Annotated in this window: 21 protein-coding genes and 1 riboswitch; of the genes, 16 read left to right on the plus strand and 5 right to left on the minus strand. The window is 47.4% G+C overall.

Going from position 1 to position 25,272, the window contains the following annotated elements; all coding sequences use genetic code 11:
* Positions 1-114 precede the first annotated feature (114 nt).
* The 6 genes from GI364_RS07230 to GI364_RS07255 all read left to right on the plus strand — a co-directional run bounded on the left by GI364_RS07230 (position 115) and on the right by GI364_RS07255 (position 7,865).
* On the plus strand, positions 115-1,629 hold the full coding sequence (locus GI364_RS07230; RefSeq protein WP_198852964.1) for a carboxypeptidase M32: 1,515 nt from the start codon (positions 115-117) through the stop codon (positions 1,627-1,629).
* 155 nt (positions 1,630-1,784) lie between these two features.
* Positions 1,785-2,126, plus strand: coding sequence for a thioredoxin family protein (locus tag GI364_RS07235; protein WP_198852965.1), 342 nt, complete (start codon positions 1,785-1,787; stop codon positions 2,124-2,126).
* Between the two features lie 65 nt (positions 2,127-2,191).
* Complete coding sequence (locus GI364_RS07240; protein ID WP_198852966.1) at positions 2,192-3,367, plus strand: acyl-CoA dehydrogenase family protein; 1,176 nt, start codon at positions 2,192-2,194, stop codon at positions 3,365-3,367.
* Between the two features lie 224 nt (positions 3,368-3,591).
* Complete coding sequence (locus GI364_RS07245) at positions 3,592-5,148, plus strand: acetate--CoA ligase (RefSeq protein ID WP_233096047.1); 1,557 nt, start codon at positions 3,592-3,594, stop codon at positions 5,146-5,148.
* Between the two features lie 111 nt (positions 5,149-5,259).
* Positions 5,260-5,372, plus strand: a riboswitch (SAM riboswitch).
* Positions 5,373-5,513: 141 nt separating this feature from the next.
* The gene (locus GI364_RS07250; RefSeq protein ID WP_198852967.1) at positions 5,514-6,800 is read left to right on the plus strand and encodes an O-acetylhomoserine aminocarboxypropyltransferase/cysteine synthase family protein; all 1,287 of its coding nucleotides are present in this window, start codon (positions 5,514-5,516) and stop codon (positions 6,798-6,800) included.
* 45 nt (positions 6,801-6,845) lie between these two features.
* Positions 6,846-7,865 (plus strand): homoserine dehydrogenase, encoded by a 1,020-nt coding sequence (locus tag GI364_RS07255; RefSeq protein ID WP_233096048.1) that lies wholly within the window; start codon positions 6,846-6,848, stop codon positions 7,863-7,865.
* 21 nt (positions 7,866-7,886) lie between these two features.
* On the opposite strand, the gene GI364_RS07260 is transcribed toward GI364_RS07255, so the two are convergent.
* Positions 7,887-8,303 (minus strand): hypothetical protein, encoded by a 417-nt coding sequence (locus GI364_RS07260; protein ID WP_198852968.1) that lies wholly within the window; start codon positions 8,301-8,303, stop codon positions 7,887-7,889.
* Positions 8,287-8,814 carry a DJ-1/PfpI family protein gene (locus GI364_RS07265; RefSeq protein ID WP_198852969.1) on the minus strand — a complete coding sequence of 176 codons (528 nt, stop codon included), beginning with the start codon at positions 8,812-8,814 and terminating at the stop codon, positions 8,287-8,289. The genes GI364_RS07260 and GI364_RS07265 overlap by 17 nt, the downstream gene beginning before the upstream one ends.
* A 219-nt stretch (positions 8,815-9,033) precedes the next feature.
* On the opposite strand from GI364_RS07265, the gene GI364_RS07270 reads away from it, so the two are divergent.
* From GI364_RS07270 to GI364_RS07290, 5 genes are all read left to right on the plus strand, one after another.
* Positions 9,034-10,878, plus strand: coding sequence for an AMP-dependent synthetase/ligase (locus GI364_RS07270; protein ID WP_198852970.1), 1,845 nt, complete (start codon positions 9,034-9,036; stop codon positions 10,876-10,878).
* A 115-nt stretch (positions 10,879-10,993) separates the two neighbouring features.
* Positions 10,994-13,150 carry an ATP-dependent helicase gene (locus GI364_RS07275; RefSeq protein ID WP_198852971.1) on the plus strand — a complete coding sequence of 719 codons (2,157 nt, stop codon included), beginning with the start codon at positions 10,994-10,996 and terminating at the stop codon, positions 13,148-13,150.
* A gap of 256 nt (positions 13,151-13,406) precedes the next feature.
* Entirely contained in the window at positions 13,407-13,925 is a 519-nt protein-coding gene (locus GI364_RS07280) for a hypothetical protein (RefSeq protein ID WP_198852972.1), read from the plus strand.
* A 104-nt stretch (positions 13,926-14,029) separates the two neighbouring features.
* Positions 14,030-14,611: a GNAT family N-acetyltransferase gene (locus GI364_RS07285; RefSeq protein ID WP_198852973.1), complete on the plus strand. Its 582-nt coding sequence runs from the start codon at positions 14,030-14,032 to the stop codon at positions 14,609-14,611.
* 121 nt (positions 14,612-14,732) lie between these two features.
* On the plus strand, positions 14,733-15,260 hold the full coding sequence (locus GI364_RS07290) for a DNA-3-methyladenine glycosylase I (RefSeq protein ID WP_198852974.1): 528 nt from the start codon (positions 14,733-14,735) through the stop codon (positions 15,258-15,260).
* A gap of 67 nt (positions 15,261-15,327) precedes the next feature.
* On the opposite strand, the gene GI364_RS07295 is transcribed toward GI364_RS07290, so the two are convergent.
* The 3 genes from GI364_RS07295 to GI364_RS07305 form a co-directional block, all read right to left on the minus strand.
* On the minus strand, positions 15,328-15,528 hold the full coding sequence (locus GI364_RS07295; protein ID WP_198852975.1) for a DUF378 domain-containing protein: 201 nt from the start codon (positions 15,526-15,528) through the stop codon (positions 15,328-15,330).
* A gap of 35 nt (positions 15,529-15,563) precedes the next feature.
* The gene (locus GI364_RS07300) at positions 15,564-15,977 is read right to left on the minus strand and encodes a hypothetical protein (protein ID WP_198852976.1); all 414 of its coding nucleotides are present in this window, start codon (positions 15,975-15,977) and stop codon (positions 15,564-15,566) included.
* A gap of 138 nt (positions 15,978-16,115) precedes the next feature.
* Positions 16,116-17,513 (minus strand): recombinase family protein, encoded by a 1,398-nt coding sequence (locus GI364_RS07305; protein ID WP_198852977.1) that lies wholly within the window; start codon positions 17,511-17,513, stop codon positions 16,116-16,118.
* Between the two features lie 763 nt (positions 17,514-18,276).
* On the opposite strand from GI364_RS07305, the gene GI364_RS07310 reads away from it, so the two are divergent.
* From GI364_RS07310 to GI364_RS07330, 5 genes are all read left to right on the plus strand, one after another.
* Positions 18,277-19,467, plus strand: coding sequence for an ROK family transcriptional regulator (locus tag GI364_RS07310; RefSeq protein ID WP_198852978.1), 1,191 nt, complete (start codon positions 18,277-18,279; stop codon positions 19,465-19,467).
* A gap of 131 nt (positions 19,468-19,598) precedes the next feature.
* Positions 19,599-20,912, plus strand: coding sequence for an ABC transporter substrate-binding protein (locus GI364_RS07315; RefSeq protein ID WP_198852979.1), 1,314 nt, complete (start codon positions 19,599-19,601; stop codon positions 20,910-20,912).
* Positions 20,913-21,023: 111 nt separating this feature from the next.
* Complete coding sequence (locus GI364_RS07320; protein WP_198852980.1) at positions 21,024-21,926, plus strand: carbohydrate ABC transporter permease; 903 nt, start codon at positions 21,024-21,026, stop codon at positions 21,924-21,926.
* A complete protein-coding gene (locus GI364_RS07325) occupies positions 21,923-22,744 on the plus strand; it encodes a carbohydrate ABC transporter permease (RefSeq protein ID WP_198852981.1) in 822 nt (273 codons plus the stop codon). Before GI364_RS07320 ends, GI364_RS07325 begins: the two co-directional genes overlap by 4 nt.
* 26 nt (positions 22,745-22,770) lie before the next feature.
* Positions 22,771-25,272 (plus strand): hypothetical protein, encoded by a 2,502-nt coding sequence (locus GI364_RS07330; protein ID WP_198852982.1) that lies wholly within the window; start codon positions 22,771-22,773, stop codon positions 25,270-25,272.

Genomic DNA, 25,272 nt, shown 5'->3' on the forward strand with positions numbered 1-25,272 from the left:
AATTCAACCAAAACATAATGAAGTTGTGATATGAGATAAGCCGGTCTTTTCGGTATAATATGGAGAGCCTGAATTTTCTCGTCGGGCAATTTTGTACAACAGCGAGGCGATGGCATGGGTACACAGGAAACAGCGCAGAAATTTCGCGCATATGTAGAGAAGATGCTCCACTATTCAGAAGCAATCGGCCTAATGGAGTGGGATTTGCGTACAGGAGCACCGAAGCAGGGGGCAGAGTTGCGGGCCGAAGCTATTGGGACGCTGTCTTCCGAAGTCTTTCGAATGCAGACTGCAGAGGAGATGGGAGAGTATCTGGATCGACTGAGTACACCAGAGGCTCTTCCTGAACTTGACGAAATTACTGCAGCCTCCGTGACAGAGATGAAAAAGGAGTACGAACGTAATTCAAAGATTCCTGCCGAGCGATTCCACGAGTTCGTCGTCCTCGCCTCAAAGGCTGAATCAATCTGGGAAGAAGCAAAGGACAAGTCAGATTTCGCAATGTTTCGTCCCTATCTAGAACAGATTGTTGCCTTTAAGAGGGAATTTGTGGAGTACTGGGGCTACACAGACAACAACAAATACGACACGCTGCTCGACCAGTTTGAACCAGGATTGACTGTGGCAGAGCTCGATCCCATTTTTGCAAACCTGCGTCGGGAGACTGTAGACTTGTTGCAAGCGGTCACGGGCTCCGGTCAGCGCGTGGATGAATCAAAGTTTGAGCGCCGCTATGACCCGCAAGTACAAAGGCAGCTTTCCATTCGAATGCTGGAGCAGATGGGATACGATTTCCGTGCAGGCCGAATTGATTCAACTGTGCATCCGTTTATGACGGCATTAAACCGCTATGACACTCGTGTGACGACCAAATATCTGCTGACCGATATGCGCAGTGCGCTCTTTAGCACAATTCACGAAGGTGGGCACGCATTGTACGAGCAGGGCATTTCGCCGGATTTGATAGGAACGCCGCTGTGTGGCGGGGTCAGCAACGGTATTCACGAATCTCAATCGCGGTTCTGGGAAAACATGATTGGCCGCTCACGGGCATTCTGGGAGTACAATTATAAGTCAGTCCTGGAATTGTTTCCAAGTCAATTTGCGGATATTTCACTGGAAGACTTTTATCGCGGTGTCAATGTCGTAAAGCCGTCTTTAATTCGAATTGAAGCAGACGAGCTGACGTATAATCTACACATCATGGTTCGCTACGAAATCGAAAAAGAGCTTGTCAACGGCAGCGTAGAGGTGAAGGACCTGCCGGAGTTATGGCGGCAAAAGATGAAGGATTACATCGGATTGGAACCAAAGAATGACGGTGAAGGAGTTCTTCAGGATGTTCACTGGTCAGGCGGGGAGTTCGGATACTTCCCTACATATGCACTAGGAAACATCTACGCTGCTCAGTTTGCGTGGGCCATGGAACGAGATAATCCAAATTATATGGACGAAGTCCGACACGGGGAATTGACAAACATCAGGACTTGGCTGCATGATAAAATTCATCGTTACGGAAAGTTGCGAACGCCGTCAGAACTGGTTGAGGGAGCTACAGGCAAACCTCTTGATTCGCAGCATCTGGTAGACTATTTGAAAAACAAGTTTTCAGCACTGTATGGACTCTAAGTTGGTTTAAAAGCGGCCCATTGCAGTGGTTGTGATGAGCCGTAGAGGTTGTAAATGCAGTTGTCAGTGCGCTCATCCGGAGAATCAGCGGATGGGCGTTTTGGTTACGTTAGGTGGTAAGTTTGCAGATAAACATATTCTAGGAGGTCTGTACGATGGAATTTGTTCAATCCTTGGAAGAGTATTTTACGTTGGTACGTGATGAGACTCCGACCGTAATGGTCTTTACGGCGGGTTGGTGTCCGGACTGTACCTTTTTGAAGACGTTCATTGATGATGTAAAGCAGGAATATGAAGGTAAACTGCAGATGTACTGGATTGACCGAGATGAGTACGGAGACCTTTGCGAAACACTAGACATCATGGGAATTCCCAGCTTTTTGGCATACAAGGACGGTCAAGTCGTCAGTCGATTTGTTAACGGAAAACGCAAGTCAAAGCAAGAAGTGAAAGACTTTCTCGACGACTTCTTGTCAAAATTAGCAGCCAACGTTTGAGTTTCCATACCCGCATCTTGAGGCGCTGTGCTGCGGACGTCTACTAATCGCAATGGGGGGATTTGATGCCGGGAGACCAGTGGTTTGTTCGAAATCGGGAAGAACAAGACCGTCATGGATTGATTCAGCAGGTTGCAACAGAATTCAGCAAAACGGCACCGCAGTATGATGAGGCAGGTACATTTCCTCATGAGCACATCAACCGGTTGCGAGAAATTGGCTATGTCAGTTGGACTACACCGCGAAAATACGGGGGCAAGGAGATTAGCCTCTATGAAATGCTGTTACACCAGGAGCAGCTTGCCCGAGGGGATGGTTCGACCGCCCTTGCGATGGGCTGGCACATGGGAATGATGCTGAATCTGCGAGCCAGCCTTGCTTTTCCTGAAGAAATTTTTGCGGAAGTGGCGAGGAGTGTTGTGGAGAAGGGAGCTCTGATTAACAGTTGTGCTTCTGAACCCGCAACCGGGAGTCCGAGCAGAGGGGGGCGCCCTCAGACCACTGCTCGCAAGGTGGATGGAGGATACATCATCAACGGCCGCAAGACCTTCAGTACACTGAGCCCAGCTTTGGACTGGATTTTGGTAACAGCCGGTCTTGAAGGGGAGACGGGTATCGGCGAGTTTCTGCTGACAAAGAAGGACATCCGAATTGTTGAAACCTGGAATGTACTGGGTATGCGCGCAACCGGGAGTCACGATATTGTCATGGAAGAGGTCTTTGTACCGGACGACTACCTAATATCCACATTGGAAGCCGGAGAGCCGAAAAAACGCAACCAAGACGGCGGCGGATGGCTGTTGCATGTTCCCGCGTGCTACATGGGCGTAGCCCTAAATGCACGGGATATTGCTGTGAGATATGCGGCTAGTTACCAGCCGAACAGTCTACCTCACCCGATTTCCGAGGTCGACCACATTCAATCTAAACTTGGCGCCATGGAACTGAAACTGCTTTCTGCCAGAACCTTGATGTACGATTTGGCCAGTCGTTGGGATGATGCAGGAGAAGCAGAGCGCCGCAGCCTTCGCCCGCAATTCGGCGCAGTTAAGACGTTTACAACCAACGCTGCTATGGAAGTCGTGGACCTTGCCATGCGCGTGGTTGGTGCGCGGAGCTTGTGGAAAGATATGACTTTGGAACGGTTGTATCGGGATGTTAGAGCGGGCCTGCATAATCCGCCAATGGACGATGTAGTATACAAGTCACTCACAAAGGAAGCCATTCGCGAGTTGACGTAGCAGCGAATATCAGACGAGGAATTGAGACGAATGCTGATTTGAGGGAGTTGCAGACACGGTTTGGCAACCGCTGTCCGACTCCCTCGTTGTCGGTTGACCCAAAATGTCGGATTTTTCTCAATACTAATTTGTCATTGTATTCTCTGAATGTTTCATACCATGTTATGATAAGTGACATATAGAAGACAGGTTGCACTTTTACATTTGCTCAAGGGGGAATCTTAGTGGGATACAATTTCGCGGCTGAAGTGGATAAAATTTCTCATTCAACGCCGGACAAGCGGGCCGTCCTTTGTGTGGACGAACAAGGAAACAAATCGGAACTAACGTACTTACAATTGCGGCATGAGACAAATCGACTGGCCAGAGGTCTGATGGCGGATGGTATTCAAAAAGGCAGCCGTGTTATCGTACTGCTTCCGCGGGGCATAAATCCCTATATTGTCTACTTGTCACTGTGGAAGATTGGTGCGACGGTTATGCCAGGTTCTGAGATGCTGCGCGGCGGAGACATTCGCTACCGGGTCAACCATGCGCAGGCAAACGTCGTCATTGCAGACCATACCTTGACCGAACAGGTGGATAAGATTCGTCAGGAATGTCCAAGTCTCGAAAAGTTTTATACATCAGGCGGTGAAGTAGACGGATGGGAGCCGCTTTTTCGTCTCAGTGACAATCAATCGACAGAGGACGTATTAGTGGAAACCAAGGATGAGGACATTGCAATCTTGTCTTATACCAGCGGTACAACCGGAGGTCCAAAAGGTGTGGTCCACAGCTACGCATGGCCACGCGAACACCTGGCTGTTGCCGGTACCTACTGGTTTGACGCGGTTCCCGACGATGTTGCATGGGCTACGGCGGGACCTGGCTGGGCCAAGTGGATTTGGAGTCCGTTCGTATCCATTCTCGGCAATGGTGCCACTGCTTTTGTATACCAAGGACGGTTTAAACCGGAAACGTATTTGACGCTGATGCAGGACAACGGGGTCTCCCTGTTGTGTGCTACACCGACTGAATACCGTTTGATGGCAAAAGTAAAGGACTTAAGTGCGTACAGCTTGTCTCTTCGCTCCGCTGTTTCTGCCGGGGAGCCGCTCAACCGTGAAGTGATTGATACCTTCCGTCGAGAATTTGACGTTACAGTCCGAGACGGCTACGGTCAGACTGAAAACAGTCTGCTGGTTGGTACCTTGCGAGACATGGAAGCAAGACCGGGATCGATGGGGACACCGTTCCCAGGCACCAGAGTCAGTATCGTACGGGATGACGGTACGGAAGCAGATGTAGGAGAAATTGGACACATTGCTGTTCACAAGTCATTTCCGGCTTTGTTTAAAGGCTATCTTGAAGACGAAGCGCGGACACAGAAAGCGTTCATTGGAGAATGGTACATTACGGGGGACAAAGGCAGAAGGGATGATGACGGCTACTTTTGGTTTGAAGGGCGCTCTGACGACATTATTATCTCGTCTGGATATACGATTAGACCTTTTGAGGTCGAAGACGCGCTTGTAAAGCACCCCAAAGTGGCAGAGTGTGCGGTAGTTGCCAGTCCGGATTCAGAGCGGGGGCACATCGTAAAAGCCTATGTCATTCTGCGTGATGCAGACGATGCAAAAGACCCCAATCTTGTTGAAGAACTTCAAAATCATGTGAAGACGACTACGGCTCCCTACAAGTACCCGCGTTCAGTAGTTTTTGTCGACTCGCTGCCGAAGACGACCAGCGGTAAAATTCGGAGAATTGAACTGAGACAAATGGAAGATGCAAACAAGTAACAGGAGTGATAGTGCAGCATAAATCTCTCTGGTTATCATGACCATTTCTATTGACAGTACAAAAAGAACGATGCTATAGTGTTAGGAATTCAATTGAATAGTTACTGGCAACTCTTATCCAGAGCGGCGGAGGGACTGGCCCGATGAAGCCCGGCAACCACCATACATCACTGTATGGAGAGGTGCTAAATCCTGCAGGACGTTAATGTCTTGAGAGATGAGAGAGGCGAGTTGGGTTTTATAGCCGCTCCCTCTCGGAGCGGTTTTTTGCGTACTTGTGCGTGTTATCCGCTCAAAATCGAATGTGGCTGGCATTTGAACAAAAATGCGGGACCAACAGAGTTTTGGAAGAGGAGAGATGGAATATGGGAGAAACAAAGCGGGGATTTGAAACAAATGCATTACATGCAGGATTTAACTACGATGCTGCAACAAATGCAGTGGCTGTGCCTATCTATCAGACAACGTCCTATCAATTTGAGGATACGCAGCACGCTGCAGACTTGTTTGCCCTGAAGCAGGAAGGGAATATCTATACCAGAATTATGAATCCCACGCAGGATGTCTTTGAGAAACGAATTGCCGCCTTGGAGGACGGTGTTGGCGCCCTGGCTGTATCTTCCGGTCAAGCTGCCATTACCCTCTCCATTCTGAACATTGCAGAGGCGGGTCATCACATTGTCAGTTCCTCAAACCTTTACGGTGGCACATACAACCTGTTCAATGTAACGTTGCGCAGACTCGGGATTGACGTGACGTTTGTCAACGCTGGGAATTTGGAAGAAGTAGAAGCGGCCATTCAACCCAACACAAAGCTGGTCTACACAGAAACAATAGGCAACCCCAGTATTGATGTGGCAGACTTCAAAGGGCTCTCTAAAGTTGCTCACAGCCATGGTGTGCCGCTGTTTGTGGACAATACCTTTGCTACTCCGTATCTGTGCCAACCTTTTCATTATGGAGCAGATATTGTTATCCACTCTGCAACCAAATTTATTGGCGGACACGGAACGAGTATTGGCGGTGTCATCGTGGATTCTGGCAAGTTCGACTGGGACAACGGACGTTTTCCTGGGCTGACCGAACCGGACGAAAGTTACCACGGTGTCTCCTATGTTCGTGATGTGGGGGCGCCTGCGTTTATTACGAAAGCGAGGGTACAGTTGCTGAGAGACCTCGGGCCGGCGATTAGTCCGTTTAACACCTTCCTGTTGCTGCAGGGACTGGAAACACTGGCACTGCGGATGGAACGTCACTCCGAAAACGGTCTTCGAGCTGCAGAATTTTTGGAGGCACATGCGGCAGTTGAATGGGTTCGGTATCCAGGACTGGCCAGTAGTTCGAGCTATACTCTGGCACAGGAGTACCTGCCAAAAGGACAAGGAGCAATTCTGACATTCGGTATCAGAGGCGGGGTTGAGGCAAGGGCTGCGTTTATCGACAGCCTCGAGCTCATTAAGAATCTGGCGAATGTAGGAGATGCCAAGAGTCTGGTGATTCACCCAGCGAGCACAACGCATCAGCAGCTATCCGAAGAGGAACAGAAAGCTTCTGGCGTTGCTCCAAACATGATTCGTTTGTCCGTGGGAATTGAAACATCTGCCGATATCCTGGCGGATTTACAACAGGCCCTCGACAAGGCAGTCAAGTAGCGGAAAGTGACGAAAAAGTACGACGCTAGACAAAGGAGAGAAATCGTGAAGCCAATTCGAATTGGATTATTGGGCTGCGGCGTTGTCGGAACCGGTGTCGTCCGAGTTTTGCAGCAAAATCGTGAGCGGATTGAAGCAGTATTTGGGAGGCCCGTTGAAATTGAGAAGATAGCTGTAGCCGACTTAACTCGTCCGCGCATGTCCTTTGTACCTGTAGCTAAGTTGTGTGATGACTGGAAGCGTGTTTGTACTGATGACAACATTGACGTAATCATCGAAGTCATGGGCGGCCAGACTGCGGCCAAAGACGCTGTCTCCGTTGCATTACAGCACGGGAAACATGTGGTGACCGCGAATAAGGAACTGCTTTCAACCCAAGGCGGGGCTCTTTATGAGCTTGCAAGAAGCCGAAATGTGAGATTGGAATGCGAAGCCAGTGTTCTCGGCGGGATTCCGGCTCTGCACACTTTAGAGACTTATTTTCGTGTGAATCAGATTCGCAAACTGCGGGGAATTGTGAATGGAACATCGAATTACATCTTGACGAAAATGCACGCCGACGGGACAGAGTTTGCAGAGGCGCTGGCTGAGGCACAAGAGTTGGGATACGCTGAGCCGGATGCGACCATGGACATCGAAGGGTTGGACGCGTCATTTAAATTGCAGATCTTGGCGAAGTACGTGTCCAAAACGGTGACTATTGCAGAATTCAAAGCACAACCGTCAGGTATTTCACAAGTCACACAGCAGGACATTCAGCAAGCTCTGGCGCAAGGCAAAAGGATAAAACACGTTGTCAGCGCTGAATTTGCTGCAGACGGCTGCATTACCTCAATGCATGTCGGACCGCAGCTGCTATCGTCAGATGATGTGCTGTATCACGTGAACGGAGTGCAAAATGCGCTGGAACTGTCGGGAGACATTGTCGGTGACATACTCCTCTCAGGTCCAGGAGCGGGTGCATTACCCACAGCCAGCGCTATTGTCGAAGACCTCGCGAAAGTCTATCCAACCCACCTGCGGTGCTTAGGGAATTCTTCTGTCATGAGTGTCGGCAGTCGTTAGCAGTCTCATGCTTCCACGTTGTCATCCCGACGGTTGTCTCGAAGCATTGATAAATGTGATGAAACCAGACCTGCCGTCGGGATTGACATGGATGATGGATGCATTGTAGGTCTTTGCGCCAAACTCAGCTTTTCCGGCAGTGGAAAAATCCTGTCCGGAAGCGCTGCTGGCTATTTTGGTGCCAGCATCGAACTTGCCCTTGATTTGTCCTTTGTATCGAACGAAAACTTCATATGTGTGATGTTTCGTTTGCACCAGACTCCAACTCGGGGAATTGGCAGTTAGCGGTGCGCCTGTGGCAACCGGAAGCCTAATCTGTTGTCCGTGGATGTACTGTTGCAAAGGTGCGGGCAAGATAACTGGCGCACGATGCCGCAAGACAGCAAATGCCGCAATCACCAGCGCCATTAACACAATTTGCTTAAGGAATTTGGTCATCAACCTTCGCCCCAATTCGCCGGCACACTTCAAGTGTAAATTCAACGTGTGCCATGCCTTTTGCCGTAATGAAGTTGCCGTCGGTGCAGACGTCTTCGTCCACCAGCATACTCTTGCTGAAAACAGACAACCATTCATCGACTGTTTCACGTTCGGCCGCAAAACGTCTTCCGCCGAGGAGACCTGCTGCCCCTAAATAAACAGATGCAGAACAGCTTGCCGCAATCCAGCCGCCTTGACCGTCAAATTGCCGCAGAAATCTATGGAGACCTGCGTTTGCAACCGTTGTCGGTTGAATTTCTCCTCCGGCTATAAGGAGAAGGTCGAAGTCGCGGGGAGCGACTGAAGTCAGTCCTGCATCAGCAGCCAAGGCAATGCCTCCGTCGCTGTGTACCGGTCTCCCGTCCAGTGTTACTGTCCGCCATACCCAACCGTCATCATGCAGCAGCTTTTGTAATAATGCAACTTGCCACAACGCGGCTCCGTCTATAGCGAGAAAAGCAGCCTTCATACAGACATCCTCCAATTTACTTTTTGTTCATCTTACCACGTTTCATGCAGCCATCATGCAGAGTCGCAGCTATCTCACAGCCAAGTAAAAACTATGAATAGATTAGTTTGAAAAATCCATTATTGACGAAGTGTCATTCTGCTGGTACGTTAGAGGGGATAAGAAAGCGGATTCACCCTATTCCGGACTAGTCCACATGGGTTTGAAAGGAGATGCGCCATGAGGAAGCACCGCAACTTGCTGGAAATGACAGCGAATACAGTGGAGCGTTACGGAGACAAAACCGCGTTCTGGAACCCGCGGAAAGAGGACGGTTACCAAACGTGGACTTACAGCGAATTCTGGAACGACATTCGTAAGGTCGCAGGCAGGTTGCATGAAATGGGCGTTGAACCGGGCGATAAAATCGGCTTGATATCCGAAAGCAGAGCCTGGTGGCCCATTACTGATTTGGCTGTCATGAGTCTTGGTGCAGTAACTGTCCCTGTGTTCCCCAATGTGCAAGCAGAACACGTTTTTGACATCCTGAATCATGCAGAGGTGAAAGGAATTTTTCTGCAGGACGGTGCTCAAATCGAAAAAGTACTGGCTTTGCAGAACGAATGGACCACGAATATCACATTTATCTGTGCTTTTGAGACGGCTCTTGACGGTAACAAGGACCTTGAACGGCGAATTTCAGATGCAGGCTGGGCCTATTACCATTTCTTTGATTGGTTGGATAAACCTCATGTATTGGAAGCTGCTGCATGGATGCAAACGTGGCAACGCCTTGACAGAGATGATTTGGCTACCCTTGTTTATACGTCTGGTACGACAGGGAAGCCAAAGGGCGTCAAACTGACCCACGGGAATCTGTTGGCGAATGTCGAAGGAATCAGCACCCTCATCAAGATTCACCCTACTGACCGCTCTATTTCCTATCTTCCACTCTCACATATTTTTGAAAGAACAGCTTCACAGTGGTACCAGATATACAACGGGGCAAGTATTGTCTACTCGCGCGGCATCAACGAGATAGTAAGCGAGTTTGCCGAGATGCCGCCCACTGTTTTCACGACGGTTCCACGACTTTTGGAGAAGGTGCATGAGGGCGTATATCATAAAATCAAGACCGCTCCCCTCATTCAGCGCTGGCTCTTTCGGAGGGCCGTAAAGGCAGGTATCAAGGCTCGTGTGGAGAAACGCTTTGCCCCCTTTCTTTCGCTCTATGACGCACTGGTATTTCGGAAAATTAGACAACTGCTCGGTGACCGTCTGCGTCTCATTGTTGTGGGCGGGGCACCGCTGGCACCGCATATTTTTGAGTTTTTTACTGCATTGGGCATCGCTGTGGTTGAAGGCTATGGCTTGACAGAAACATCCCCCGTCATTGCCGCAAATCCGGTGTCAGATTCACGTAAAGGCACAGTCGGGAAGGTGCTTCCGAATGTGGAATTAGAGATTGCTGACGACGGTGAAATTGTGGTCAGGGGTGACAGCATTTCCTCCGGTTACTACAAAAATGAAAAGGCAACGGAAGAATCATTTTTGGACGGAGGGTGGTTTCGCACTGGTGATATTGGGCTCTTGACCGACGATAGGTACCTTAAGATAACGGATCGGAAGAAGAATCTGCTGGTACTGTCTACGGGAAAGAATGTTGCACCTGCCCCGGTAGAGTCAGCAATTCTGGGCACTTCGCTCATAGAACAGGTACTGTTGGTTGGAAATGGGCGCAAATTCGTGAGCGCTATTGTCGTCCCTGACGCTGTTGCTGTTCGACGCAAATATCAGCGACAGCATTCGGGTGCGAGGCCGCTTGACTGGCCCGATGAAGAAGAACTTCGCCAGATGTTAATGCATCAAATCAAGAAACGTACTGTGGAATTTGCAGAATACGAGCAACCAAAAGCTGTTATTCTTGCGCGCGAGCCTTTTACCATCGAGAATGAACTCTTAACTCCGACTTTGAAGGTGCGGGCAAAAAAAGTGCTGGAAGTCTATGCAAACGAAATCGATGCGTTGTACAGTGGCGCACAAAAGGATAGTAAACAGACAGGATCAAAGGCTGCGGGGGCATAAGAGCAGAGAAATGTCGCCCGTGCATACGAAAAGACTTTCTTTCGGGTTGATTGCTTCGCCTGTGCTCTTTATCATGATAAGCATGCAACTTCATGATAATAAGGTGGATGACAGCATGACCCATTCCTCAGAATCCAACGACCTTTCAACACTGTCGCGGCAGTTGCTGAAAGGTCTCAACCCGGAACAGCGCATGGCTGTTGAAACGACGGGCGGACCAGTTCTTGTTGTGGCCGGCGCAGGAAGCGGGAAAACCAGCGTACTGACCCGTCGCATTGCATACCTCATTGATGTAGAGAACACTCCAGTGCACCACATTCTGGCGATTACATTTACAAATAAGGCAGCAAAGGAAATGCAGTCTCGAATTCGCGCACTCATCGGCCAGCGAGCTGAGAACTTGTGGATGGGGACCTTCCACAGCATCTGCGTTCGCATCCTTCGAAGAGAAGCTGAAAAACTCGGGTATACTCCTTCCTTCAGCATTGTGTCCGGAGATGACCAACAAGCACTGGTACAGCAGTCCATGCTTGACGCCAATTACGATTTAAAGAAGTTTGACTCACGGGCCGTACAGGCTCAAATCTCAAAGTGGAAGAATAGTTTGTCATCTCCAAAACAAGTGGTGCGAGGCAAAGTATCTTCGCAGGCTGAAGCAGTGGCGCGAGACGTCTACGATATCTATCAGTCACGGCTGTTTGGGGCAAACGCGATGGATTTTGACGACTTGATTGGAAATACGGTGGCGCTTCTAAAAAAAGATGGCGAAGTACTTGAGAAATACCAGGAAAAGTTTCGGTATTTACATGTAGACGAATACCAGGACACCAATCATGCACAGTATCAACTTGTTCGGGTGCTGGCTGAGAAGCACCGCAATATCTGCGTTGTCGGAGATTCGGACCAAGCTATTTATGCTTGGCGAGGTGCGGATATCAGCAACATTCTTAATTTCGAAAGTGACTATCCCGATGCCAGCGTTATCGTATTGGAGAGAAATTACAGATCGACACAAAACATCCTGGAGACAGCCAACCACGTGATTCGAAACAATCGCCGCAGAAAAGACAAAAGGCTGCAATCGACACGGGGTGAGGGAGTACCCGTACGCGTCTGCGGACTGACAGAGGGAGAAGACGAGGCCAAGTATGTCGTGGACCAAATTCAAGCTTATGTGAAGGACGGAGGTAAATACGGCGATTGCGCCGTCCTGTACAGAGCGAACGCACAATCACGAGTTCTCGAAGAAGCTTTCATGGGAGAAGCTGTGCCCTATACGATTGTCGGCGGATGGACTTTCTACGACAGACGAGAGATTAAAGACATTCTGGCATATTTACGGGTACTGACGAATCCAAAAGACGAAATTTCTTTGCTTCGGATCATTAACACTCCTAAGCGCGGTCTCGGCTCGCAGACAGTAGACAAGCTGTTGAATTATGCGCATACAGAAGACATGACTCTGCTGGAGGCGCTCAATTCGGGGCGGGAAGCCGGGCTGTCGGAAAAGGCGGCTGAAGCCGCCAAGCAGCTGCATGATATTTTTCAAGAACTTGTCATGTGGATGGAAGGAATGCCTGTATCTGAATATGTCGCTGAAGTGCTTCACGCAACGCGGTACAGGGGAATATACGAAAACAGCAATAAGGAAGAAGACAAACAGCGGCTCGAGAACATTGAAGAGCTATTTACTGTCACCAAGAGGTTTGATGAACGGCGTCAGGGAACGGTAATGGAATTCCTCGCGGAAGTGTCACTCCTCAGTGACGTGGATAAGGAAAAGGGACAGACCGACGAATCAGTTCGGATGATGACCCTTCACTCCAGCAAAGGACTGGAATTCCCGGTGGTCTTTCTTATCGGACTTGAAGAAACACTGTTTCCTCATTCGAGATCGATGGATGACGAAGCTGGAATTGAAGAAGAGAGGAACCTCTGCTACGTGGGTATCACCCGCGCGCAGAATGCCCTGCACTTGACGTACTGCTCGGAACGGACCTTGTATGGTCAAAGCAGCTTTCGGCAACCGTCTCGCTTTCTCGCGGAGTTGCCCGAGCACACGATACAGCGGGTGAGTTTACTGAACGAGGACATTTACGACTGGAAACCTGGCGATCACGTTCGGCATTTCCAACATGGAGAAGGCGTGGTCCTTGAGATCCGAGAGAAACCGATTGGTCAAAGCGAGGAGACAGAAACAGTCATGCAAGTCATGTTTCATCCTTCTGTTGGACTCAAGGAATTTCCTAAGCGCTACGCAAAGCCTGTATGATCCCCATTTGCAACGAGGCAGGATGGATTAGACTCGGGTGCTGTTGCTGTTCCGCTTTGCTGTGCACGACGCCTGCAGCGTCTGCCAAGGGAATTTGTATGAGAGAACTTATTGCGTCATACTTTTAGAGTAGATGGTTTATTGCTACAATGGACAGCAGCCAACTTATTTCTCTGCTTGCTTCGATGTGGTCTCTGTACACAACACAGAGTAAAGCACTGGAGTCGGGCGGACCGTCTGTCTGGAGGAAAAGACATTGAAATCTTGGATCATACTAGGGATTGTGACAGTAGTACTGATTGCTGCGTACATCGTTGTGTTCATTTGGGCTCGCAGGCGCCAGCGGACCTTTGACCAGCAGTACAATGCAGCGAAGGAACGCCATGATATTTTTGTGCTTAATAAAAAGATGGTTCGTGAACGCCCAAAAACGGGAATGTTACGGTACATGAAAGTAAAGACCTATCAAGTGATTGGTCGTGTCAACCTCTCACAAACCGTAAAGGGCATCCAAATGAGCCGCATGCAAACCGTTACCTTTCAGACGTCAAAGGAGCAGTATCAGAAGATAGAACCCAACCACAAATACAAGGTTGAGATAGCGGGCAACTATATTGGAAATGTCTACGCACCCCCTGTGCAGAAAAAGAAGACAGCGAAAAAAGATGCTGCTAAGGGGAGTGCAGGTAAGAAGGATGCCCAAAAAGGGAAGGTTGCCAAAGGCGGCAGAGGCAGCAAGCAGGATAAGAGTAAAAAATCCAGAGCGTCCAAGTGACCTGTCGGTCAGTGAATAAGATGAATGAATGACATTCGCCCGAACACTCGCATAGGCTGTGTAAGAACATGCAATTTGTGCGGGAATAGAGGAGGCGTGTCAGCATGCATCAAAAAAGTTCACTTCGACCAAGAACGCGCAGAGCGGGAACAAAGCCCCCGCGCGGAAAGAGCAAGGCCAAAGCAACGAAGACCAAAAAGCCAGAACTACAGTTCCGTCCTCGTGTCGTGGAGGATGACACTTACATTTTGCAGTTAACGGAAGAGCAACTTGGTCAGATTCACCAACAGACTTTTGGGGAACCGTTCCCAAGAGAACAATTTATGTCGTTTATTCAGTCAGGAGCCCCTGTCACGGTTTTCGAATCTGATGGAAAACGGATTGGATATTACTCGTATTTGGTTGGACCTGACCAGAAAATGCATATCAGTTCCTTGGTCATTGACAAAGCATTTCAGTCCAAGGGTGTGGGAACTGCAGTAATGAAGCACTTGGAGCAAGAGGCAGTACAGAGAGGCGTGCAAACGATGGAAGTGTTTGTGCAAGCGGCAAATGAGCGTAGTGTGCAGTTTACAAAAAGCCTGGGCTTTCTCGAGGCATTCCGTGTTCCGCCGAATACCATAGCATTTCAAAAGCAAGTGCAGGTGCAAGTGGCCAAGAGCACAGGATACAGGTACAAGGCATAAAAATTCTTTTGGCAAATGAAGATAGTCATTTACGGAGCTGAGGTGCGGGTACGAGCCGCACCGTTTTGCTGTACAATGATAGGACAGGCAAAAGCTGAAACTCGGAAACAGGTGACGAGATGTGGAGAGCATTGATGTGGTTGACTTAAAACGATGTGCTTGGGCAAATGATGCCCAGTTGATTGAGTATCACGACACGGAATGGGGCGTGGCGCCTGCTTCTGATGCAGAGTGGCTGGAAAAAGTAGTTTTAGAAACATTTCAGGCCGGATTAAGTTGGAAGACCATTCTGCATAAGCGGGACAATTTTCGACTTGCTTTTCATGAGTTTAGTCCCCGAAGCGTTGCTGCAATGACCGGTACGGATATTGTGAATTTAATGCAGAATGCAGGTATTATACGGCATCGTAAAAAAATTGAAGCTGCAGTAGCCAATGCTCAAATTGCACTTCAATTAAGCGAACAACACGGCTCACTGTCTCGGTTCTTTGAACTGTTACAAAGGAAGCCCGCTGAGGAAATACGTGCGAGTTTGCAGTCAACCTTTCGGTTTACAGGTCCAACCACAGCCGAGAGCATCGCGTTTGCTACAGGCCTGCTGCCTGCGCCCCATGAACCAGGCTGTTGGAAGTCTGAACCAGACTGTTAAAGTGAAAGATAACAGGTGTGCGGCATCTGCGCACACCTGTTTGCTGCCTCTGCTGTTGTAATGTGTCTTACCTGGCTTCCCGCCTGTAATCAGTAAAGAGCATGGAAATAGAATAAAGACCAGCGATTCCGACAATCACGTACACAATCCGGCTGATAGGTGCTGCTGTGCCGCCAAAGATGGCAGCGACCAAGTCATAGCGGAACAGTCCCACTAAAAGCCAGTTCAGTGCACCAATTATCATGATGGTTAGTGCAGTTTTATTCAACTCACATCCCCCCTGCTGGGAGTATGCTCTATTTCTCAGGAGTTATGCGGCTCACTGTGATTTTGGCGTTGGCTGCTTTGACTGGATTGGTTTAATTCCTGTGCGGGACTCACCTGCTTTTGAAAGTTCGGTCGATTTGGTTGACCTGGAGTGGCCAGACCGTCCGCATCAGAGTGAGTCTCCAGTTTGTCAAACAGATTGACAAGCTTTTCGTCCAGGTTTTTCTGCATTTCCGTCAGTTGCGTATGGATGGATTCAAGGCGGTTTAGCTTTTTCCTTGTTTCGCGCAGTTCGTGGAGCACGGAACGGTAGCTTTGTTGAGAATACTGACTTGACGGTCTGACCGGTTTGCTCCCGGAGCTGTGCCCCTGGGTTCCGTGCTTCTGATGTGCAGAACGTTTATGTCCTTTCGTCTTCACACTGCGCACTGCAGCTGACGGTCCTGTCAATCGTCCTCCTGTAGAATTTTGTTTTGCTGCACCTGCAGGACCCGACGCTGTCGCATTGTCTTCCTGACGAAGTCTGATCTCCTGTTGTAATCTGGCATCGCTGTATGCTTTAGCTTACATATGCAAATGGCCACAGACTCATGCAAAAGCAATGGATACCTGTGTGACAGAGTAAACGGTAATGGACCGCACCAATAGGTTCACAACTTGCTTTTTTTCGTGCATATTTGCTTCTTGCCAAATTCGAGAGAAGCTCTTCAATAACTTCAGTTCCACTTCGCTATAGTCGATTTCCTTGGCTACTGGTTCACGCTGAGCACGGAGTTCCAATTCTTGTTCCTGAAGAGCATCCAGGCGTTCTCTCATTTCTACGGCCTCAATGAGTCCTTCTTCAAAGGCGTCTTTCCACCGACTTCGCCTACGTTCGATTTCTTCTAGCTTTGAATCCATGGATTGTTTGAGGTTTTTCAATTCCATCCTTTTTGGTTTATCTATATTATCTTGTTCTTCGTAAATATTTTGAATTTCTTTACGTATCATGGCATTGAGTATGAATTCTCGTATATATGGGAGATCACAGGTTCTCGATGAGTTTCGTTCTGAGCACATATAGTAACGTCTTCCTGTTTTATGGCCCTTGGCCTTCCCGATCATCGGTGCGCCACACCGACCACATCTAAGGACACCAGTCAGCGGATAACTTCCTGTGCCAGATCTCGACGGGCTCGACTTTTTCTTCTGTCGCAGCTTTTGAATATGCTTCCACGTGGCCTTATCGATGAGTGGTTGATGGTCTCCAGGCTCAATAATTGTTTCTCCTTTACTGCGACTCCCGAACCCATATCTTACATAACCAGCGTACACATCATTATCTAGTAAATATCTCAATGTATTTTGTGACCATCGACCACTTATGGGGGTCAATTTCGGATCGGTTGTATCATTCAACCACCTCAAGAGACGCATTGTTCCCCATCCCTGAAGATACTTTGCAAAAATATCCTGTACCAATTGAGCTGCCGGTCCGTCTGGCACCAATTCCCCCCCCTCATATCTATAGCCAAAAGGAGCGTGTGCGCCCGTACGCTTCCCTTGTTGAATTTTCTCTACTTGTCCCATTCGCACACGTTCCCCAAGGTTTTCACGCTCCCACTGAGCCAATGCGGCAACAATAGTGATGAATAAACGTCCCATTGCCGATGTGGTATCAAATACCTCTGTCGCACTTTTGAAAGAGACATTGTGCTTCTCAAGCTCCTGAATGAAATTGTGAAGGTCTACGACGTTTCTTGTAAGCCTGTCTAGTCTGTAGACCAATACAATGTCTAAATGATGCTCCTGTATGTGCGCCATCATTCGTTGTAGTCCAGGTCGCTGAAGATTTTTAGCGCTTTCCCCTTCGTCAGTGTAGATGTCGTATATCTCCCAAGCCTGTGATTCACAATAGGCACGTAGACGACTTAACTGAGCATCAAGTGAAAATCCTTCTTCAGCCTGTATGTCTGTTGATACACGCGTATAGAGTGCGGCTTTCATCTTCAATGCCTCCTATACCGCCAAAGTGTTCCTGATAGTCTTAAAGGGAAGCCAGATTGATGCTGTACATGATTTTGTGTTATGACACTAAAAAAGGGTATGAGATAGAGCTGGTATAAGCAATCTTTGCCGAAGAATGCATTCTTCAGAGATAGATACTTGAACTCGAGAACCCCTGCTGATAAATGCGTTGGACGAAAATTCTGCGTGTTGGGCAAGGTTCGTGCATACGGTTCATGCACCAGCGCATGAATAAAGTCGGCGGATTCGTCCACGGGAAGCGCTTATGGGCCAGTCTCAGACTGTCTCATCAGGCTGATTGCATGGCCTAATTCTTCTTAAGTGTTGCTCCGCCTCCTGCTCGTTTTTGAGCAGGGCGCGCGCGGCTTCTACGCTCCCCATTGTTTTAACCAATTCGATTGCTTGCCGGCGCGCTATGCTCTGGACCACATTCATGAATGCACTTCGCGCTTCCTCGCTCGGTTTATTAAGTACTTTGACCTCCAATTCCGTCACCCCCTGTGTATTCTATGAACTCATGGCTTGGTCAGTTGTCATTGCCACAGGATTTCTTGTTTTATTAGGAAATCTCTGCTTGCGTAGATTTTGTCTCTGTAATGGATGACATCATTCATGGGCTCTATTAAATAAAGTGTCGCTATCGGTCGATATGAGAAATATTGTCTTGACCTATTCAAAATAATATGTTAATTTCACATTAGTTAGTTATGAGACCAAACCAACATGTTTGAGGGGATATTTATTGGAACTCATTAAAGAGACGTTATCCGATTTGAGACATAAGAACAGACTGCGAATCCTTGAAATTATTAAACGATCTGAGCCAACATCTAGAGCTTACATAGCAAAATTACTTAATATGAGTCGTTCTAATGTTTCTGAAATCGTGCAGATACTTATCGAAGAGGGACTAATTACTGAAGAAGGCGTCGGTGATTCGACTTCTCAAGGGGGACGCAGACCTACCCAACTAAAGTTTGCTCCGAATTCCAAATATGCCCTGGGCATCGACATTGGAGGGAGCAAAACCATTGCAGTTGTCACCAATTTAAGAGGAGAGTGCATAGCGAGAACGAAATTCGCCTCACACCCGGCCGGAGACGGGTCAGCACTTCAACATATTCGGGAAACCGTTGCAAAGTTTCTCGATGAATCCGAGATTTCTGTCGACAAAATCGTTGCTACGGGCGTTGGTATCCCTACAATTGCCAACTATGAGACTGGAGACGTGAAATTTGCCCCAGGGCTTTCCGAGGGCGATGTCAACATTCGAAATCTATTTTTAACTGAGTTGCCTGAGCCAGTTTACGTTGACAATGATGTCAATATGGCTGTGATTGGAGAAAGATGGATTGGTAACGCGACGGGCTGCAAGGATGTAGCGTTTGTGGCAGTTGGTACAGGCGTTGGAGCTGGACTGATTGTTAACGGTAAAGTACTTCGAGGAATGTCTGGGATGGCTGGCGAGATTGGCTACTTCCACATGGACCCATTTGTTGACAAGCCGGATACGCAGTTAGCTACATATGGAGTCTTGGAGTCGACGGCTTCTGGTCGGGCAATTGAGCAACAGATACAGTACTATAAGCCAAAATTTCCAGATTCAAAATTGGAGGATGGAATGGGCATGGCGGAGATTTTCGAACAAGCTAGGGACAACGATCCCCTTTCATTGTATTTGATAGACAAAATGACGAAGTCTATTGCCTTCTCCATATCGCATTTAGTTTTGATTTTAAATCCCGAACGAGTGTTGTTGGGCGGAGGAGTTGCTCAGGTCGGCGAGAGTTTTGTTGGTCCCATTCGTGACAGGGTTCAATCTCTCGTTCCAATGAAGATTGCAGTTGAAAGGGGCCAACTAGGAGAGGATGCCGCTGCGTACGGCGCCGCCGCTATGGCTTTACTGGAAACGGAAAATTTAGTCCTCGACTAACTCGACATTGGCCATTTCATGTTACTGAGCTTGAGTGAGTCTTAAGGAGGTGGTTGGAAAACGTGTCTATTGTGTTAGTTCGCAACTGCAACCTAGAACGAGCTAAAAAATATCAAACAGGGGGCATTCTAATGAAAATCAAAGCTGGAAAGAAAGCGTTTGCGTTTGTCGCAATAGCATCCGTAGCAACCACCATTGTGGCTGGGTGTGGGAGTCCTAGTGCCAACAGTGCCAATGGCTCTGCCAGTACGAACAAGACCTCATCACAGAAGGCCGTGACTCTTAGTATTCTCTGGTTTAACAATGGAAATGAAGGTAAGGTTCTAAAGAAGATAACCAAGCAGTACCAGCAACTTCACCCAAATATACATTTCAATATTATTACTGTTCCATACAGTAATGAAAACACCAAATTGAAAACGATGATTGCTGGTGGGCAGCCTCCAGCGCTGGCTCGCATAACAGACCCAGGCGAGTTTGGAAGTTCTCTGCTTAATTTATCTAAATATTTGAACGGAACTGCTTTTTACAATAGTTTTTTAGATGCAGCGAAACCAGACACAACTGTCAGCGGTAGGCTCGTAGCAGCACCAATCGATGTAACCGCAAACGGTTTGTTTTATAACAAGACGTTATTTGCTAAAGCTGGCGTCAAAGTTCCAACATCACCCAACAACGTCTGGACATGGACACAGTGGGAAAATGCTATTAAAACCGTCATGAAAAAGAGTGGAGCCCGTGTAGGATTAGCTTACGACAAGAGTCCATTTCGGTTCTCCACACTTATTTACGAAGCAGGCGGATCTATTTTCACAAAGAACGGAAAGCATATGGCGATTAATTCGACTAAAGCGACCCAAGCTTTTACGTTTTTTAATCAACTGAATCAATCGGGTATTATTCCAAAATCTATTTGGTTAGGCAATGAGAACCCGAATGCGCTGTTCCGAACCGGCACGACCGCTATGGATTTTTCGGGAAACTGGATGATTCAAAATTATAAGAGCCTCCCGTTTAAGTGGGGGGCAACCTACTTGCCGAAGAAAGCGATACGTTCTACTGTGCCCGGAACGGACCAAATAGCAGCTTTCAAGGGAAGTGGTGTAGAAAAGCAGGCAGTGGCTTTCCTAAAGTATTTCATGTCTCCAAAGATTAACGCAGAATTCTGCGAACAAGCGTTTCTTCTCAGTTCTCTGAAAGCTAATGGGGATCTCAAATATCCCGGAGCGACACCGACTGTGACAGATGCAATGAAAGTCTTTGAAAATGAGTTGGCCGCTACTCCGCCCACTCCAGGAAGAGATTGGGCTAATCCAGCCATGCAACAGTTTCAGACACCATTGAAGCAATACGTGATTAAAATGCTTCAGAAGAAATTAACGCCACAACAGACTACTAATGCGTTGCAGAAAATTGGGACAAAAATTCTATCTCAAACTAAATAATGTCCCTCAGTGAAAAATGCATCGGGTGCCCCCTGAACAGGGCACCCGAAAGGAACCCTTTTTGTTAACAGTTATGGCATTCCAACATGGGAAATGAGGGGGTCTAACATCATGCAACAAATGACTGGAAATACACGGTTAAGGTACAAAATTATGAAGGGCAGCACTCCTTACGTCCTCATATTCCCAAATTTACTTTTGTTTTTTGTCTTTATCATTCTTCCTGCGATTTTTGGACTAATTGATTCTTTTGCAAGGTGGAACGGAATTGAACCACTACACTTTATCGGGCTAGGTAACTATGTTGCTCTATTAACTTCGCATTCCTTTTGGACCATGTTGTGGAGAACATTTAGATTCATTCTTATAGCTGTCCCTCTAACATTTTTTGTATCGTTGTGGCTGGCTTACTTACTGAGCAAAGATATACGGGGCCGTTCATTCTTCCGAATGGTATTCTACGCACCAGCAGTTATTTCCGCGATTGTTACCGGGGTAGCGTGGAAATGGATCTTGAGCAGTCAGTTTGGTGTTCTGAATTACGCACTTCATACGGTAGGAATCAGGCCCGTTGATTGGCTTGTCAGCGGCTTTTTTGCAAGTTTGTCTGTGGTAGTCGTGAGTGTATGGAGTTGGGCCGGTTTCTATATGCTGATTTTCATTGCAGGTTTGCAAAGCATACCGATTCAATATTACGAGGCAGCCGCGTTGGATGGAGCGTCCCCATTTAGGAGGTTCTGGAGTGTTACATTCCCTTTATTGCGTCCAACTAGCTTACTTGTGGTTATTTTGAATACGATACAGGCGTTCCAAACATTTGCATTAGTATATGTCTTGACTGACGGGGGTCCGGGGAATACTACCCGGTTCTTCGTTCAAGATATCTATGAAACTGGCTTCAATACGGGGCGTTTCGGGTATGCCAGTGCTCTATCGGTCATGCTCTTCGTGATTTTGGCAGTATTGACAGTAATTCAATTACGTCTTGGTCGGCAGGGAGAGAATGATTTATGAGGGAACACAGACTTAATCACGTCGGATCGTACGCTGTATTGACTGTTTTTACGTTGTTCTTTGCTCTCCCCATATATTGGACTGTCATTTCGGCCTTCAAGCCACTGCAAGAGTTGTTCACATGGCCGCCACTTTTATGGCCAAACCATTTCACAATCAAGAATTTCATTGTTGTACTACGCTCGACAGATTTTGTTCGATATTTTTTAAACAGTACCTTTGTAACTATAACTTCAACAATTATTACCTTGTTTCTAAGCCTAACCTCAGGTTACGCACTAGCAAAATTCAAATTTCGAGGCAGTACGTTCATTCTGATTTTGATACTTGGAACTATCATGTTCCCGCTAGAAGTCATTATGATACCTATGTTTCAAGTTCTCAAGGACCTCCATCTCTACAATTCTCTATGGGGAATTATCATTCCGCCAGCTGCCACACCAACGGGAGTATTTTTAATGAGACAATATCTACTCTCCATTCCCAATGATTTGTTAGAGGCAGCTAGAATCGACGGGGCTAGCGAATGGTGGATCTTTCTACGGATCATTACGCCATTGGCAAAACCAGCTATCGCTGTCTTGGCCATTTTTTCGTTTATGTGGCGATGGAATGATTATCTGTGGCCATTACTCGTGATAAGCAATCCACATAAATATACGTTGGGATTGGCTATTGCAAATTATGCTGGCGAATTCAGCGTTAATTGGACAAGTCTGTTAGCGATGACCGTAATCACCATGATACCAGTGATAGTGGTATTTCTAAGTTTGCAACGATTCATTGTCAAGGGCTTGTTTCTCTCTGGTATGAAATAGAAAAGTACTGAAGGAGTTCGGTATTCATGAAACACCAGACATACTCTCTTTATTACAATACGATGAATCGTTGGTTAGTCACTAATGTGGATACCACGGAAGTGAAACTTCCGATGAGCACCCATACCTATGACGGGAACCTAAACGATTGGCTTGTAAAGGGGTTTGCCCTGTTTGAAAATCCTGAGCGAGAAGCCTTTATAAACCGCAGGCGCCGACGTCGAATATCTTATCCGAATTTGCTGTCGGTACCTCAACCTGGACAGGTGTTTAGTGACATGAATGTTGAAAGAACTTGGGAAATTTACATTCCTTGGAATAATCGAAATGTAGAGTCTTCAGGATTTTGGCGCAACCCGACTCTACTAAGTCAGTGGGCGTACACACGGGTATATAGCGACGATCCACAATTGATACGACTTAGAATAAGAACGTGCGGAGGGGTGTGTCTGTGGTTGAACGGAGCGGAAATACTGAGGTTTGAGCCTTACACTCGCAACGAAGATAGCGAGATAGAGGTTAACGTGACCCTCGACGGGGGACTAAATGATTTTATAGTCTACCACGAGGACCTAGCTGAAAGAGATACTTTATTCAAATTCCGAATTGATGCATACGCTACATGTCCACTCTCAATTCATTTGCCCATCGGAGATGTGAATGGTGACAATTTGAGCCAACTAGAGTTAGCGGTCAACAATGCATATTTCAGAAGAGATACTTTGCGGTCCGGTGACGTTGAATTGAGGATGAGCAATCCTCTGAAGGAAGACTTGACAGTTCATGTAGACAACCAGATTGAATGGGGCAAGAGACGGTCTCAAGAGCTTTTATGGCGCAAGCAATCGAGTTCATTGGTGCTTGGGACGGTAGACGATTTTGATGTTGGTGTTAACTTTTTTGGCCTAGAATTCTCCAATGGTTCAGTTCGGCTAAAGCGTCAGTGGATGATTCAAATCTATCCATCTTGGTGGAGTACGCTTGAAGCTCCAAGTGTTTCTCAGCGTAAGTCAATCTTGCTCAAAGAAATTTCTCGGCATGGGCGTCGGGATGCACATCATGCTTATGCGATGCTGGTAAGCCACGGTTCTAGGGAAGAGATTGAGGATATCATGGGAAACGAGCTGAGTCTGATTGACCAACGGTCCGACTGCAGTGATTTCTCACTTATAGTAATGTTTCGATTTTATCTATTTTCCCTTGATAACCCGGATTGGAACAATTTAAGGCATCGGATAAAGCAAAGTATCTTGGGGTTCAGATATTGGTTTGATGAGCCTGGAAATGATGTAATGTGGTTCTTCAGCGAAAATCACGCATTGTTGTTTCATACGTGTGAGCTGCTAGCAGGACAATTGTTTCCAGATGAGACGTTTTCCAACTCAGGTCTCTTGGGTCGGGAACATGTTGAACTCGCCAAGGAACGACTTTTCAATTGGTTCTCACGGTTCCGTACAGAGGGTCTAGCTGAATGGAATTCAGCTCCCTACATACCAATAGACGTTATGGGGCTGCTTGAACTAAGAGACTTAACCCAGGACCCCGCTCTCAAACAACAGGCGAGTCAAGCTCTAGACAATATTTTTGAACATATTTGCGCTAACAGTCTGGATGGGATTCTATCATGCTCTCAGGGGCGTACTTACGAAAAGGATCTAAAGGCTACAACCACTGGTGCCATTGCTGCTTTATTATGGCTGTCCTACGGAATAGGAGCACCAAATCCGTCGTCGTTTGGCGTGGTTTCTCTATGTGTTTCAGATTACAAACCGCCACACGAACTACAGAAACTAATTGTCACTGATAAACAAAGTATCGTTTACCAATGTCACCAAGGCCCTGATAAACACGCAGACTTGTATACTTTCAAAATCTTCGGTGCCATTTTGTCAACCGCACCATCCTTCCGAAGAGGAAAGAATGGTTACTCGGAACATGTATTACATGCGGCACTTTCCTCGGAAGCAATGGTTTGGGTCAATCATCCAGGGGAGTCAGATCCAAATGGCACAGGACGACCTGGGTATTGGGCTGGTAATGGAACTCTACCTCATGTAGGACAATACCGAGGTGTCGCTGTAGCCTTGTATCAAATTGGGGAATGTCAGGATATTAGCTATACACATGCTTATTTCCCCAAATTCGCTTTCGATAGTGTGGTAGCACGAGGTCAATGGGTATTCGGTCAAGTAGGGCACCGTTACATTGCCTTATGGGTTGCTAATGGGTTCGAGTGGATACGAACTGGGGCCGGAACAGAAAGAGAATTGGTTTCCAGTGGACGAAAAAACACATGGGTTTTGGCAGTAGGAAGCGACTCTGATTTTACTAACTATAATGATTTTATGGATAAGTACAGTTCAATCGCCTTTACTGATACCCCTGGGGAGCAAATTTCCTTTCGTGATCCCCGTTATGGATTTGTCAATTTTGGATGGAAATCCAATTTCGAAATAAATAATCAGAGGGTACGGTATAGTGGCTTCGGCCCTCATCCGCGAATTGAACACTACATAAAGGAGGGCTAA

Origin of the sequence: Alicyclobacillus sp. SO9 (assembly GCF_016406125.1) — a bacterium.
In the GTDB taxonomy this organism is placed as follows: Bacteria; Bacillota; Bacilli; order Alicyclobacillales; family Alicyclobacillaceae; genus SO9.

Excerpts from the sequence above, each read along its gene's own strand:
- GI364_RS07330 (WP_198852982.1), top strand. The coding sequence starts at position 22,771 with ATGAAACACCAGACATACTCTCTTTATTACAATACGATGAATCGTTGG.
- GI364_RS07305 (WP_198852977.1), bottom strand. The coding sequence starts at position 17,513 with ATGAAAGCCGCACTCTATACGCGTGTATCAACAGACATACAGGCTGAA.
- GI364_RS07315 (WP_198852979.1), top strand. The coding sequence starts at position 19,599 with ATGAAAATCAAAGCTGGAAAGAAAGCGTTTGCGTTTGTCGCAATAGCA.
- GI364_RS07230 (WP_198852964.1), top strand. The coding sequence starts at position 115 with ATGGGTACACAGGAAACAGCGCAGAAATTTCGCGCATATGTAGAGAAG.
- GI364_RS07270 (WP_198852970.1), top strand. The coding sequence starts at position 9,034 with ATGAGGAAGCACCGCAACTTGCTGGAAATGACAGCGAATACAGTGGAG.
- GI364_RS07285 (WP_198852973.1), top strand. The coding sequence starts at position 14,030 with ATGCATCAAAAAAGTTCACTTCGACCAAGAACGCGCAGAGCGGGAACA.
- GI364_RS07325 (WP_198852981.1), top strand. The coding sequence starts at position 21,923 with ATGAGGGAACACAGACTTAATCACGTCGGATCGTACGCTGTATTGACT.
- GI364_RS07235 (WP_198852965.1), top strand. The coding sequence starts at position 1,785 with ATGGAATTTGTTCAATCCTTGGAAGAGTATTTTACGTTGGTACGTGAT.
- GI364_RS07240 (WP_198852966.1), top strand. The coding sequence starts at position 2,192 with ATGCCGGGAGACCAGTGGTTTGTTCGAAATCGGGAAGAACAAGACCGT.
- GI364_RS07265 (WP_198852969.1), bottom strand. The coding sequence starts at position 8,814 with ATGAAGGCTGCTTTTCTCGCTATAGACGGAGCCGCGTTGTGGCAAGTT.
- GI364_RS07250 (WP_198852967.1), top strand. The coding sequence starts at position 5,514 with ATGGGAGAAACAAAGCGGGGATTTGAAACAAATGCATTACATGCAGGA.
- GI364_RS07260 (WP_198852968.1), bottom strand. The coding sequence starts at position 8,303 with ATGACCAAATTCCTTAAGCAAATTGTGTTAATGGCGCTGGTGATTGCG.
- GI364_RS07275 (WP_198852971.1), top strand. The coding sequence starts at position 10,994 with ATGACCCATTCCTCAGAATCCAACGACCTTTCAACACTGTCGCGGCAG.
- GI364_RS07320 (WP_198852980.1), top strand. The coding sequence starts at position 21,024 with ATGCAACAAATGACTGGAAATACACGGTTAAGGTACAAAATTATGAAG.